This window comes from Prosthecobacter sp., assembly GCF_044373815.1.
In the GTDB taxonomy this organism is placed as follows: Bacteria; Verrucomicrobiota; Verrucomicrobiia; order Verrucomicrobiales; family Verrucomicrobiaceae; genus Prosthecobacter.
Window position 1 is genome coordinate 1 of the sequence record NZ_JBIPNG010000133.1, and the last position, 14,318, is coordinate 14,318.

Genomic DNA, 14,318 nt, shown 5'->3' on the forward strand with positions numbered 1-14,318 from the left:
CCGATTCACCTGCGGTGCCGCTGGAATTCTCCGGCACGCTGAGCTTTGCAAACGGCGCGAACGCCTCCTTCTACTGCTCCTTCACCACGACCAATGCGCAATGGGCCATCGTCAGCGGTGACAAAGGTCTGCTGCAGGTCTCCGACTTTGTGCTGCCCTTCTCCGGCCCGCAAACAAAGTACAGCCTCACCCGCTCCGAGTTCGCACTCGATCGCTGCCAGGCCCACATGCACGAAGGCCGGCAGATCGAAGCCCTCGATGAACCAAGCAGCAACGCACCCGGCTCGCAGGAGGCAGGACTGTTTCACACATTTTCCCAGCTCGTGATCGATGGTAAAATCGACGCACACTGGCCCAAGATCAGCCTCCTCACGCAACGCGTGCTGGATGCATGCCTGGTTTCCGCCAAAGAAGGCTCGCGAGTGACCTCATTAAACGACTGATTAAAGATCCAGCACGGTTCATGCGCAGGTCACATCGGCGAGGCACTCTCAGCCAACCGGCTCTCGCATCACTGCTTCGCGCGCTTCAGACAAGTAGGTTCAGACCAGTTCCAAAACTGCGGCTCCAGCAGCTTCTCATAGTTCGCGGGAGTGGAGTCGAGGTGGCTGTGAGCACCGTCTTTGTCCGGCTTGACGGTGCCTTTGAGCTGGCCGGATTTGAGGGCTGCGGCGACGGCATCGTGATTGATTCCCCAAGTGTAGAGCACACCGTTTTCAGCAGTGCGCATGAGAAACAGAGAAGCTCCACCAGGCTTTTTGGCATCGCTTTCCTGGGCGACGGCAAAGCACAGCTTGATCTTCGATTCGGCGGAGGCGCGGCGAATGCGGAACTCGATGGGTTTGGCGTCCTTTTTGCCAGGCTCGGTCAGCACGAGGAGTCCTTGTGCAGCGTTGGTAACGGCGAACTGCACCGCGTCATCGTCGCCCTCATCCACCGGGGTCCAGCTGCCATTCCAGTCCGCATCTTTGAGAACGGCAGGCTTGAGGCCGAAGTCCTCGTTGACGGTGGTCTCCGGGCAGGCGGTGAGTGCGCAGGCGAGCAGCGCTGCGGCAAGACCACGAAACAATGTTTTCATCTCGGTGGAGGTGCGGGTGGATTGCCAGCAGGGAGCTGGCCGCGCAATTGGTTGGTAGCCCCTGACGGTAAAGTGAGGGAGACGCCGCTGCCACGTGGGACATTGCTGTCCGGTGGCGCACTGACTTCCAGCGGAGGTGTGGGCACCGGAATCGCCTTGGGCACCTCAGGCTCGACAGCAATGGCTTTGGGCGCAGCCATGGGTGCAGGTGCAGGTGCAGGCACGGGCTTGGCGGGTGCGGCAGCGGTGGAGGGCTGGCTCGGGGCTGTGGCCTCCACAGGGGCTGGCGTATGCTTTTTCTGCCAGAGCGCGGAGCCGGAAAGATGCGCACACATGGCACCGATGACCATAGAGCCGCTGAGAAACACAGCAGCCTTCAGCCAAATAGGCACGTCCTCACGTACGATGAGATGCGCAGGCAGTGTGGGTGGCGCGCTGGCGGCGGCGAGCGCCCAGTCAGGCGCTTCGGGCGGGGAGGGTTCACCGCCATTGCGGAAGAGCAGTTCGGCAAAGCCAATGGTGGGCTCGTCCCCCCCCCTGGCCGCACCACCGGAGGTGAGCGCAACAGGGGATGAACGGGAGGAATCGATTCCCAAGGGTGCCGAGACTTCACGCTTCACCGGTGCTTTGGAAACGGGAACTGTTTGGGGACGTGGCTTCAAGCCAGGGCTCAACGCAGGTTCCATGCCGCCTGCACGCACAGGTTCGTTGGGTTTGGCGAGGTCGTAGTGCTGAATGATGCGCGCATAGCGGGCAAGGAAGTCACTGCGCTGGGCAGGCTTGGTCTCAGCCACCTTGGCGATCTCGTCATCCAGCAGGCGCGCCACAGTTTCGCGCTCACGCGCACCGCCTGTGGTTTCCACGTGAATGCCAAGCGGGGGCTCAAAGCCGAGGAGGAATTTGCTCAAGGCCGCGAGCCATCCGCCATGCCATGCGGTGGCAGTCGCGCCGTCGCGAGCAGGCGGCAGGAGCACCGCAGGATCGGTGCCGCGCCCGGACATGGACGCGAGCGTGGGATGCGCGCGCACAATGATGTTAAAAGCGGGCCACTCATTGAGCTTGGACACGAGCAGCTTGGTGCTGCGCGAATCTTCGCGGGCAAATCCAGTGAGCAGGAAAATATCCTCCAGCCGCAGCTTGCTGGTCGGCAGCGTGGATTTGTCCAGCTGCGTGAGCGCGGTGTCCAGCCCGGCGAGTACGAGGTAGGCCTCCTGCACTTCCAGGCAATGTCGCTCCCGCATGAGCTCGGCAAGGCTGATTCCCTCGGCGATTTCTTCCGCGAGGCACGTGATGTCCTCAGACTCATTGACGAGCGCGAGGGTGATGAGGCTGGGATTGTCACGCTGCTTGGTGATCTTGAAGGCAGCGTCATCAGCCTCCTTCACACGTGCATGGGAGATGCGCGCGGGCGGCACCTGCTCGATGAGCACGGAGCGTCCTGTCTTCGTGAGCGTCCCGCGCATGCTGTAGGGATTGGCCATGTCGAGGCGCTGGCTCTGAATGCGCACCAGATTGACCAGCCCGCGTGCCACGTCCTGATAGCCGGCCAGCAGCGGGGCCAGCAGCGCGCGCGGTTTCTGCGCTGTGGGGATTTCCCCGGACAGCTGCGCTGGCGCGAGCTTTTGCAAACTGGTGCGCAGCTCGCGCATGGCGGCGATCACACCCACACCCGCGCTGGAAAGGCAGGCACCCAGCAGTTCGGCAAAATCCGCCACCGCGAGGGCGTGGTCCGGCAGCGTGCCTCCTTGCTCCACGAGGAAGGTGCGGAGAAATTTGGCCTGCTTTTCAAAGCTGGTCTTCAAGGCGCGCTTTTTTCCGGCATTGGATTCGAGCACATGATAATCCGCCGCCAGCACCTGCACGGCCTGCGGCGCGGTCTGCACAATGCGCAGCCCATCGAGCGGAGATTCGGAAAGAAACTCGCCGCGCTCACAGAGCGCCACGGCAGTCTCCATCGCACGTGTGGCGATCATGATGGCAAGCCATCCTGGAATGTCCTGCAGCCGGGCGAGGTAGGGCCTCAGAGCCTCGCCGTCCACGTTGCTGGTGATGTAAAAAGGATTTCCCTCGTCCTCGCCAAACTCAATCATGCGCGCCAGCGCAGGATGGCCGCGCTTTTGCAGCAGTTTGCAGGACTCTTCAAATGCAGCACGGTTCGCCAGGGGCTCCAGCAGCACATGGCAGTGCACGTATTCCAGCCGTTCTAGGTCAAACGCCAGCACCGCCACCTGTTCGGAATTACGAACGAGCTCGACGTTGTTGCCGTCGGCGTCTTGAACGATTTGATAATGTCTGAATAGACTCGGCTCCGACATGGGGGGCGCTGTGTAGGGAAGGAATGCTGGACTATCCTGCCATGCGACAGATGTTCAAGCCAGCGTTTACTCTGGAGAATGAATAACATACCCCGTGCCAATACTTGTCAGTTCGGACTGTTTCTGGCACATTTTTTGGCAATGCGCCGCTCATTCACCGCCCTGCTTGCAGGCCTGGCCCTCTTCTTCCACCCTGCCATTGTCGCGCAAACTCCCCCTGCGGGCGAGGCTCCGGCCAAAATCCGCGTGTCCCTGCTGTCAGGCGCTCCGGCCATCGATGCCACCACGCAGGCCGACTTGGTGAAGTGGCTCTCCCAATTCCAAAACGCGGTTTACCAGATGCGCATCCGTGACTACCTGCAGATGGTCAACTGGGACGCCCTGATCGAGGCCACTTACTCCGGGGCGGCGGAACAGCCCCCCGAGGCCAAGAAGCTCCGGCTGAAAAATGCCATGCTGCTGACCAGCGAGCGCATGTTCCCCATCATGCGCCCGTTTTTTCTGTTCCTTGATGCCGAAATTCGCCGCATCGATCTCGCTGGCGACAAAGCCGTGATCATCGCAAGAACTCATGACGAGGACGGTGTCGAATTCAAACTGCGCTGGTGGCTGCTGCGCCGCGGCGGACAATGGCAGCTGACAGACTTCGAAAACATCACGGTCAACACGCGCTTCTCCGCGCTCTTGCTGATGGGATTTCAGGCAGCCTCATCGCAGGAAGGAATGAGCAAGGAGCAGTCCACTAAATTTATCCAGCTGGGCGTCGCTGTTCAGGATGGTGAAACCGACAAAGCCTATGCGCTCATCAAAGAGCTCGAAGCCTCCGGTTTGCCATCAGTGCTCTCCGAAGTATTCCTGGCGACCAAACTGGGAGTCCTTTCTCAGATGGATGACAAAAAGGAGGAACTGGAAACCTCATTGAACGATCTGGAAAAAATCGCCCCCACCAATCCCGTTCTCTACTTGATGCGTGCTGCCAGCAGTTACGATGCATCCGACTACAAAAACACCATTGTGTGGGCCAAAAAAATCGGCGCGTCCGTGGGCCATGACGAGGACTCCTGGTCCATGCTGGCCGACTCCCACCGCGAACTCAATGAGGACAAGGAATACCTGGCCGCCGCCGAAGGCTGGGCGGCAGATTACCCCAATTCACCGACGGCTCTTTGGACATTCTGGCAGGCCCTGCCGGCCGCTCAGCATGAGGGCAAAATCAAACCCTTGCTGGAGAAGATCACCCCGGCCGAAGACGCCCTGGCAGAGTTTGCCGATGAAGCCATGCTGGAAGACGACGCGGCAGCTTTGAAACTCGTGATCGCCGTCATGCAAAAATGCGCAAGGTGGCCCCGGAGACGATTGAGGAGTTCCAATTACAGCTCAAAGAAATGCTGGATGCGCATAAAGACTCCCCCAAGTCAAAGGCGTGAATCCGCCGCCGCACCTTGCCCCCGTTCCAGTTGGAATGGCATCATGACGGCGGCTTCCATGCGGCGATGGCATCGGGAGACCGGGACTTCATGCCCAGGCGCTGCGTGGTGAACTCATCAGGCAGGAGAATTTCGGTGTTCGAACCGTAATTGAGCGAGCCCAGAAAGTGAGTCTCTGTGCGTTCGGCCGATTCAGCCAGCCAGGAAAAGGCGCGATGGTAGTGACTTAGAAAGGTTTCTACATATGGGGCGATGGATTCGGAGGCCCGAACAGCCATTTGCTGGCCGATGCCTCGCATGCTGGCGGCATCCATCAGAGTCATCGAAACCCCCGGCATCTCAGGCAGCGGCCCAGGCATGAGATGCTGGTTCAGGGTGACTGTTTTTCCATTATCCGTGAAGGGAAACGGCGCACCGTCCATGGTGGCGGAGATCTGCCGCAGGAGGTTGATCATCTTCGGCACCACGGACTGCAGCGCGGTGAGGAAGGCGCTGGGATCATCCACATTGGCAAACTTCGCGTTCAGGGTCTGAAAGGCAAAGAACGTGGTGAGCAGTTCCCGAAAGGACGGCAGGGCGCCGCTCATGGCTTCATAGATCGTCACCCAGGCCGGGAGGTCACGGCGCCGCACGCGCAGCCATTCACTCAGTTCTGAGGGATCGCTCCACCATACCATGCCGAGTGCCGCGGCAAAGCGGCGCTCCAGCACGCGTTCGCGCTCCTGCAGCGGGCCCTCCATGTGCTCCATGACCATGCGCTGACAGTAGGCCTCATCACGCAAGGAACCGGGGGTGGAGTCTCGCGTGCCGAACTGCATGCGCGAGACCGTGAATCCTGCGATGCTGAGCGTGGCCGCAGCTTCGAGATCGCGCCGGCGCTGCCAGGCCTGGTTCCACTCCTGCAATGCCACCTTGAATTGCGGCCCCCAGGCGATGATTTCTTCGCGCACCTGCAAAATCTCGCGCTGCAGTTCCGGCAAAGCCGTGGAACTCGTGGGCGTGCTGCCCAGACCGCACATCGCCCGCTCCGGGTGCGCCAGCCCGCCAAAATATCGGCGGATAACCAGCAGCGCCTCTTCCTCTCCCCTGTTTTGATGAATGGCCTCCTCATCCCCGACCATTCGGTGCTCATGCAGGTTCAAGCCCAGCCCGTGCTGATAGTAGAAGTAGCTGACCTGCCGCGAGAGATCGACGAACTGTCGCAGCAGCGCAGCCGACGGCTGCAGGTGGGACAGATGCGCGACGATGGCAGCACCCTTGGCTGTCGCGCCTGCGTCCATCAGGGTTTGACCAGCGGCTTTCGGTTCGGTGCTGGCCTCTGCCTCTTCCGCTCGGGCGGAGGCACGGTCCTTGGCCTCACTGGCAACGTGACGCGCCATCAGCAGCGAGAGATTTTCCGGCAGCCGATGCTGAATGATGCCTTCCTGGATCTCCTGCTGCGCCGCCTCCCATGCGCCGCTGAGCAGGGTCAGCTTGTGCTGCATGCGCCGGCACATGTCCTTGCCGATGACATTGGCCCCGCAGCGTGCCGCAGAGCGCCTTATAAGCCAAAGCGCAGGCGCGCTGACCACCCGGGCGACAATCGCAAAAACCATGAACGGCACTTTGGCCGCCCACATCCATCCGCGCATGAGCCTGCGACCCAGGTGATGCCACTCGGCCTCGCGCTGCGGCTTCACGTGCTCATAAACTTCCCACGGGTCACGCTCCAGCGTGGCACGGAAAAACCAGGCGTTCATCTCCCGCACGACATGCACAAAGGGGGTTCCGATTCCGCCGGCATTGCAGCTGAGCTCCTGCGCCAGCAGGCCACCAAGCTCACGCGAAGTGATGACCGAAACCACCGGCAGGCCGAGGTGCAGCACCGTCTGCCCGCTGAGGATGCCGCTCAAACCGCCCAGCATGGAACTGCGCACTCTGATGGTGGAGTCCAGCCAAACCTGCACCGGCGGCTGCGCGCGGAGGTGCCAGCAAAGCAGGTGGATGGTCTCAAAGAGCTGCGGCTGTGTGGCTTGGCTGACCTGCACCGCCACCTGCGCGCGCTTGGGCCGGGGCAGCAGGGGCCTAAGCATGAACCCCCAGGTGACCCCCATGAAGAGCAACTTCAACAGCACAGGAACCATTCGCCACTGCAGCAAATCACTCCACGCCTTGTGCGCGGTAATCAGCCACGCCTCCCTGCCCATCCATACCAGCAAACCCACCAGCAGTGAAAGATAGCAGAGCAGCAAAGCCAGCGTGCAGGCGGCGGAGAAAACCAGAAACCCAAAATGCAACGGCCCGCGCCACGGTGCGATGCGCACTGGCTTGTCGGGTAATCGCTGGGAAACTGGGGGGGCGGGCATGAAAAATCCGAAGTGCCTGAAAACGGCACAGACGAGCATAATAAACCCCGTTTAATATGGCAATTCTAGTTAATTATTGGTGTTTAGGGGTGCTTTAGAAATAGCCTAAAGACAGGTTCACCGATTCTGGACCGTTTTCCTGCCATGAAGCCCCTCTGTTTTCTCGCCCTTGGGCTTGTCTGCCTGGCGTCCGCCGCCGCTCCACGCCCTCCCAATCTCGTCTTTATCCTGACCGATAATCAGGGGGCCTGGACGCTGGGCTGCTACGGAAACCCAGACATCCGCACGCCTAACATCGACCGGCTCGCGGCAGAGGGCATCCGTTTCACCCATGCGCTGAGCAGCAATCCGGTCTGCTCGCCCACGCGGGCGACGTTTCTGACCGGGCTGATCCCCTCCCAGCACGGCCTGCATTCCTTTCTCGATCCCAAGTTCATGATGGGCCCTGCGGCCTACAACACGCTTCAGGAATTCACCTCCTTGGGCGAGGTGCTCCGGGATGCGGGCTACACCTGCGGGCTGAGCGGAAAATGGCACCTCGGCGCAAACATGACGCCGAGCGAAGGCTTCACCACCTGGACGACGAAGCCGGACGGCAGCACCATGGAGTTCTACGACCAGAAGGTCATCGAAAACGGCCAGCTCCGCGTGGAACCCGGCTACACCACGGACTTCTGGACGCGCAAGGGCGTCGAGTTCATCACCTCAAACAGGGACCACCCCTTCTTCCTCTACCTCGCCTACAACGGCCCCTATTCACTCGGCAAGCTCATGCTCAATGAGTCCAAAAACCGGCATGCAGCCTACTACGCAGACAAGCCGCTGCATTCCTTCCCCCGCGATGCCATGCACCCCTGGCAGCATGACAACAAAGCCTTTCACAACACCGATGCCGCCCGCCGCCGCATGGCCAGCGAGGTGAGCGGTGTGGATGATGGCGTGGGCGAGATCATGGCCGCGCTGAAGGCGAACGGCCTGGAGGAAAACACGCTGGTGGTTTATACCAGCGATCAAGGCTGGATGGGCGGCCAAAACGGTATGTGGGGCATGGGCGATCACTTCCGCCCCATCGGCGCGCATGAGCTCATGATGCAGATCCCGCTCATCTTCCGCCAGCCCGGCACCCTCCCGCCCGCCCAGACCTGCGATGCCCTCGTGAGCAACTACGACTTCATGCCCAGCGTGCTCTCCCAACTCGGTCTGGGAGACAAGATGCCCCAGCAGCCAAAATCCCCGGGCCGCGACTTCTCCCCTGCCCTGCGTGGCCAGCCCCTCACGAATGGGGACAACCCCGTCTTCTACGAAATGGAAACCACACGCGCCATCCGCACCACCCGCTGGAAATACGTCGCCCGCTTTCCCTCCGGCCCCTACGAACTCTACGATATGCAGACCGACCCGCAGGAACGCTTCAATCAATACGGCCAGCCCGGCACGGAAGAGATCAAAGCAGATCTGGCCAAGCAGCTGGATGCTTTCTTCAACCGCTATGCCGACCCAAAGTATGACATCTGGAAAGGCGGCGGCTCGAAGGCGAAGCGGCACGTACCATGAGGCGAGATGCAGCGCTGGAGCGCATGACCGCGTTCACTTCCCCTCAAACCGTTTCCGCAATTCGTTGAAGTAGCGCCGCACCTGTTCGCGGCGTGCAGGCGGCAGAGCGGCTTCATCCAGAGCGGCTTCTTCGGCCTGGATCGCATCCAGTGCGGTCTGCGTGGAGGTGCGGGTGGACTGTTCATTGCGTGCACCACCTTCGACGCTGCGCACGGTGCTCTGGCCCTCGCTGTTCTGCTGGGCGCGGACCACGCTTTGATTGTCGGTGGTCTGCTTGGCTGTGGGCGTGTTGTTGAGATCGGCTTTGCCTTTGCCGGGGGGCAGACCATTGCCGGGCATGCTCAGCATGGGGCCATTGGGATCAGGCGGAGGGCCCTCCCCAGTGATGATGATTGTAGGAGGCTTGTCATCCGGCTTGGCTCCACCGGGAATGGGTGCCAGCAGCATCGGCTGACCATTGCTGGGCTGGCCCTGCTTGCCGGCCTGTCCCGGCTGCCCCTGGCCCATGCTCATCATGGGCTGCTGTTGCTGGCCCTGCCCCTGTCCGTCCTGAGGCTGCTGCATTTGATTTTGCTGCCCTGCTTGGCCCATGCCTGGAGGATTGAGCATCTGCTGGCCGTTCTGCGCCTGCCCTGTCTGCGGTGCACTCTGCTGTCCCTGCTGCTGGGAGGATTCCCCCTGTCCCGCCTGGCTCATCTGCTGCATCGCCCCATTGCTGCTGTCCTGCTGTCCGGCGATCTTGCTGCCAGAATCACGCAGCTGCTGGGCAAGCTGCTGCAGTTCCTTGCGCGACTGTTCACGCAGCGCGAGGTCGCGCAGCTTGTCTGCCAGCTTCTGAAATTCTTCGCCTGCACCGGCTGCTTTGCCCTGCTGCATCTGATCTCCCGCCGCGAGTACGTTCTGGCCCACGGCGCGTTTGCGATCCTCCTGATCCGACTGCTGCTGCGCATCCTTGAGCGTTTCGTTCATGCGCTCCTTCGCTTCCTCCCCGAGCTGGGGTGATTTGAGCTGGCTCGCGAGCGCCTCAGCGGCCTGTGAAGCGGATTGGGCATTCTTCGCAGCAACAGCGTCGCCGAGGTCCGCCGTGTCGGCATGCTGGCGCAGTGCATCGATAAGTTTTTCGGAGGCCCAGGGTTCCTTGCCGTTGCCGAGTTCATCCGCCAGTTTCTCCGCCTCACGCGCACGCTTTTCCAACTCGGCCAGCACATCACGTGCATCCTTGCCTCCTGCCTGGGCGAGATCTGCGGCGGTTTTTTGCAGCTTCTGCTTCAAGTCTTCCACCTGCTTGGACTCTTCCTCCTTGAGCCCCGCGAGCTTTTTCTTTTCCCAGTCGGTCTGCGCCAGTTTCTTCGCCTCTTCGGCGGCTTTGCGCGTCATGTCCTGATCCATCACCACCACCTCAGACGGCGGGGCCGTGATGATGCTGATGAAGCTGCCGAGAATCGCAATGAGCAGTGGCAAGGCGAGCCAGCGGTCCGGCCGCAAGGGCAGGTCTCGTTTCAAGGATGCAGGCCATGCCTGCGCCAAAACTTCACGCTGCGCGTCGATGTGCGCACGCGTCTTCTCACATTCTTCGGCGTGCTTTTCAAACCACCAGGCTGAGGCGAAGGCCTCTCGCCGTCCCGCTGCCTGATCCCACAAGGCCAGCGCGCTAAACTCACCGGGGCGCTGCCACCACACATAGCCAAGACAGCCTGCCAGCCACACGACCAGACCAAGCCATGGGGAAAAAACCGCACCCGAACCACGCAACGCAGCCAGCATCAGGAGCACCAACACCAAAGAAGCCGGAATCAGTGTCATGCGCAGCACCGCAAGCCAGCGCCGCAGCGCCACCCACACCTGAACACGCTGTGCCACAAGTGCAAAGGCCGGGTTATGGGTTGCAGTCTGGCTCATGCCTGGCATTACACCTCAAAACGCAGAGGAGGCCAAGTCTTTTGACGGCATCCGAATGAATTCCGCAGCGGTTGGAGCAACGCCGGATCAATCAGGATTCGTTTTCTGAAACCACCCCTTCATCTTGCCCAGGAGTCCCTTCTTCGGCTCGGCCGCCACGGTCTCCGGCGGTGGCAGCAGAGCATTTGGTTTTTCTGCATCCGCTGGCAGGGCACGCGGCACAATAGTTTCAGGCATTCCCGCAAAACCCGCCGCCTCATCAAAGTTCGCGCTGTAGTCGCTAAACTTCGCCTGCTCCAGCATATGCGCCGTGCTGTCCTCCAGAATGCGCGGTTGCACAAAGATCATCATCTCGCGCCTCTCCTTCGCCTTGTTGGTGCTGCCCACCAGATACTTGATCAGCGGGATGCGCACCAGAAACGGCAGCCCGCTTTTGCCGTTGTTGTCACGCTCCGTGATCAGTCCACCCAGCATCGCCGTCGCGCGATCCGCCACGATCAAACTGTTCGACATCCCCTGCTCGGAGATGTTCGGCACCTGGTTGCCACTGATCGTCGTATAGCTGGAGATGTCATTGTTCTGCTGCTTAAATTCCAGCATCACTTCCGCGTCGTTGAAAATGTGCGGCGTGATGTCCAGCTGCAGCCGCACCGGAATGTACTGAGTCGTGGAGGTAAACCCTCCGCCCACCACACCGCTCGTGTAGCTCTGCCCCGCGATCGCCACCTGCTGGCCAATGTAAATCCGCGCAGGCTGATGGTTGAGCGTGGTCAGCGTGGGCTTCTGCAGCACATGAAAGCGCTTCGTGCTCTCCAGCGTCTGCAGGAAGACGTTGAGGTTCTTGTTGATCTGCCCATAGGCCGTGAGTCCGCCGATCGCCGCAGGTCCGCCGGCACCAATAAACCCGGCGATGTCCTTCAAATTGGAGGGATTGGCGAATGCTGTGCCCTGCGTGTTTAGCACACCACCGACCAGACCGTCATCACCCACCTTCTTGAGGGTTTGAATCCAGTCGAGACCAAAATTAAAGTTATCGCTCAGCGTGAATTCACCGATGATCGCGGAAAGCAAAATCTGACGCGGGCGTACATCGAGTTCATCTGCAAGATCCTCCAAAGCCTTGATCTGGTCTGGAGGTCCGCTGGCAAAGAATTTCGAACTGGCTGGATCAGCGATGACAAGCGTGTTCGCAATGAGAATGCTGATGGGCTTCTTGGTGATCTGCAGATCCGGGGCGGCGCTGCCGCTGCCGAATCCCTGCCCCGAGGCTCCTCCGCCAGACAATCCGGAACCACCTCCGCTGCCCCCCCCATTGAGTCCGGACCCCAAGGAGGAGCCGGAACCAAACGGCTGGGAAGTGCTGACCGGCTGCGCTGAAGCTGATGACTGCGCCTTTTGCTGCGATTCCAGACTGCTGCCCACCTGCTTGGGATCATGCCGCATCAGCGCCTTTTCCGCGATGCCAAGGAACACAGAAAGATCAAGATAGTTCAGCTTGCGCGAAAAGTAGCGGCTGACCGACGCTTCGGCATCCAGCTCACGCACCAATGCTTCGATTTTTTGCATGTCCAGCGGGCGCGCAACTACCACAATGCTGTTGGTTCTGGAAACCGCCTGCATCAAGGGGCTGCCCGCAGTCAGCGCAGAATTTGCCAAGGAGGCGGTGGCGGACGCCGGTGCCCCTGGACTGCCTGCGCCGCCCATCCCGCCTCCAGCGGATGAACGGCTTGATGAAGAGGACTTGTCCAGACCGAGCAGTGTCTCAAGCTGCTCGATCACTTCCTGCGCCTCCGCACGCTCAATACGGATCGTTTTCTGCACAGTCGCCATCGGCGGATGGTCCACCTGCTGTGCAAGTTCGAGGTAGGCGCGAATGGTCTGCGAAGCTTCTGTGATCACCAGCGACTGAGAATTGGGCACGGCAAGAATCCGGCCATACGGATGCAGTGGAATGATCGTCTGAAACGCCGTGCTGGCATCCTCCGCACTCAAATGATTGAGCTGCAGCACATGCGTCACCACCTGATCCGCATCCGGCAGATCTTCAGCCCTCAGAATCATCGGCACATTCTGCGCAGACGGCAGGCTCCCCCCGCCCTCCGTGGCCACCAGTTTAAAAAGACTCCCACCACTCGGCACCAGCGCATAGCCATGCATCAGCAGCCCTTTCTCAATGATCGAACGATACTCCTCATCGCTGAATTCCCCGGGCACATCAATGGTCACCACCGCATTCTCCATCCCACGATCACGCAGCACCTTGCGCCCCGTGACACGGAAGTACTCCGCCAGCACCTCCGCCACCGGCGTCGCAGTGAAGCTGATCAAATTGCCACCAGAAGCTGGCGGAGTGGAAAGGCTTGGAGCCGCAGGCGGAGGAAGAATGGAGCGAGCCGCAGGACGGTTTGGAATCTGCGCCTGCAAACTGGCAAAAGAAAGCAGCACGAGGAATAAAAATGTCAGTGCGTATGAGTTCATAAATTTAGGTTGGTCGGATCATCTGGAAGACTCGGCCATGGCCGGCGCGTGCAGGCGGCTGAAGTGGATGGTGGCAACCACGCTGGCAGGATCAGCGCTGTCAGGCACCACCTTGAGCTCGGTCACCACGCAGAAAGATTCGGGAGACAGTATCTGGTGCATCCATCGGAACACGGCAGGCAGCCCGCCTTTCACCGTGAGCGTCACACCGACTTCGCGGTAAAACTTCTCACTCACCGGCTCATGCAGCTGCTTCTTCTGTACCACCAGTCCCTGCGCCGCCGCTGAAGTCAGCAGGCCTTCCAGCAGTTCCTGACTGGCCTCATTTTCACTGCTCATCGGTGGTTGCGAGACTTGCAGCCATTCGAGGCGTTGCTGCCAGAGATCCGTCTCGGCCAGCAGCGCCTGCGCCTCCATCTGCCGGAGTTCGAGTGTCTGCTCACGGCGCTCAATGCCATGCTGCATGCTCAGCAGACGCTGAGAGAGAACAACTCCTCCGCACACTGCGGCCAGCACCACGAGGATCATGATCAGCCGCCGCTCACTGGCCTTCATGGACGGCACCTCCTGCATTGAGTGTTCCCTCGGCACGAAACTCCGCACGATTGTCCTCACGAATCGAGGGCTGCGGTAATTTCCATGCATAATGCTGCAGCGCGGTGCATTCAGACAGACGTCCCTTGAACCCGAGAGCATGTTGAACTGTTGTCGCCTCGCCGCTGACAATGATTTTGCCATTTTCCATCTGAAACTCCTTCAGGCGAATGCCTTCCTCAGGGAGCAGTGAGACGATCTGATGAAACAACTCCACCGGATACAGATCGGGATTGATGGCTCCATCCATCGCCAGCCAATGTGCCTGCGCCTGAGTCACGCGGTCGATTTCAGGCTGCCGTAGGGCGAGCTGAGTCTCTGCCTTGTGCAAGCTGCCCTCCCGCCACTGCAAACGCAACCACCAGGCCCCGAAGAAACACAGATAAATCATGGCCGCCGCCGCCAGCAGCAGCGTTCTGCCCTGCCGGGTTTGCTGTTCCTTGCGTAAGGTTGCCACGAGTTGCGGCAACAGTCCTCCAGCTTCCACCGGCGGACGTGGATCAGGGCGTGGCTCCTTTCGAACCTCGGCCTCCACAAACAAGCAAGCCAGTTGCGGCACGAAGTCGGTTTCACAGGCCGTCCAGATGTGGATGGCTGAGGGTTCGTCCATGAAATCATGCGCCTGGAG

At 60.5% G+C, this 14,318-nt stretch carries 10 protein-coding genes; 3 read left to right on the forward strand and 7 right to left on the reverse strand.

What is annotated here, in order from left to right; all coding sequences use genetic code 11:
- A partial coding sequence (locus ACIREA_RS12810; RefSeq protein WP_397382666.1) for a Gfo/Idh/MocA family oxidoreductase occupies nucleotides 1-443 on the forward strand: 443 nt, incomplete at its 5' end.
- Nucleotides 444-511: 68 nt separating this feature from the next.
- On the opposite strand, the gene ACIREA_RS12815 is transcribed toward ACIREA_RS12810, so the two are convergent.
- Entirely contained in the window at nucleotides 512-1,078 is a 567-nt protein-coding gene (locus ACIREA_RS12815) for a hypothetical protein (protein ID WP_397382667.1), read from the reverse strand.
- Nucleotides 1,075-3,393: a hypothetical protein gene (locus tag ACIREA_RS12820; protein WP_397382668.1), complete on the reverse strand. Its 2,319-nt coding sequence runs from the start codon at nucleotides 3,391-3,393 to the stop codon at nucleotides 1,075-1,077. Before ACIREA_RS12820 ends, ACIREA_RS12815 begins: the two co-directional genes overlap by 4 nt.
- Nucleotides 3,394-3,534: 141 nt before the next feature.
- Between ACIREA_RS12820 and ACIREA_RS12825 the strand changes: the two genes are divergently transcribed.
- The gene (locus ACIREA_RS12825) at nucleotides 3,535-4,932 is read left to right on the forward strand and encodes a hypothetical protein (RefSeq protein ID WP_397382669.1); all 1,398 of its coding nucleotides are present in this window, start codon (nucleotides 3,535-3,537) and stop codon (nucleotides 4,930-4,932) included.
- Here the strand turns inward: ACIREA_RS12825 and ACIREA_RS12830 are convergent.
- Complete coding sequence (locus ACIREA_RS12830; protein ID WP_397382670.1) at nucleotides 4,862-7,165, reverse strand: hypothetical protein; 2,304 nt, start codon at nucleotides 7,163-7,165, stop codon at nucleotides 4,862-4,864. The two genes, ACIREA_RS12825 and ACIREA_RS12830, sit on opposite strands and share 71 nt — an antisense overlap.
- Nucleotides 7,166-7,309: 144 nt before the next feature.
- On the opposite strand from ACIREA_RS12830, the gene ACIREA_RS12835 reads away from it, so the two are divergent.
- Nucleotides 7,310-8,719 (forward strand): sulfatase, encoded by a 1,410-nt coding sequence (locus ACIREA_RS12835; RefSeq protein WP_397382671.1) that lies wholly within the window; start codon nucleotides 7,310-7,312, stop codon nucleotides 8,717-8,719.
- 33 nt (nucleotides 8,720-8,752) lie between these two features.
- On the opposite strand, the gene ACIREA_RS12840 is transcribed toward ACIREA_RS12835, so the two are convergent.
- The 4 genes from ACIREA_RS12840 to ACIREA_RS12855 all read right to left on the reverse strand — a co-directional run.
- Nucleotides 8,753-10,618 (reverse strand): hypothetical protein, encoded by a 1,866-nt coding sequence (locus tag ACIREA_RS12840; RefSeq protein WP_397382672.1) that lies wholly within the window; start codon nucleotides 10,616-10,618, stop codon nucleotides 8,753-8,755.
- An 87-nt stretch (nucleotides 10,619-10,705) separates the two neighbouring features.
- Complete coding sequence (locus tag ACIREA_RS12845) at nucleotides 10,706-13,096, reverse strand: secretin N-terminal domain-containing protein (protein ID WP_397382673.1); 2,391 nt, start codon at nucleotides 13,094-13,096, stop codon at nucleotides 10,706-10,708.
- 18 nt (nucleotides 13,097-13,114) lie between these two features.
- Nucleotides 13,115-13,651, reverse strand: coding sequence for a hypothetical protein (locus ACIREA_RS12850; RefSeq protein WP_397382674.1), 537 nt, complete (start codon nucleotides 13,649-13,651; stop codon nucleotides 13,115-13,117).
- Nucleotides 13,638-14,318 (reverse strand): hypothetical protein (locus ACIREA_RS12855; RefSeq protein ID WP_397382675.1); only part of this gene is annotated, 681 nt, incomplete at its 5' end. The genes ACIREA_RS12850 and ACIREA_RS12855, both read right to left, overlap by 14 nt.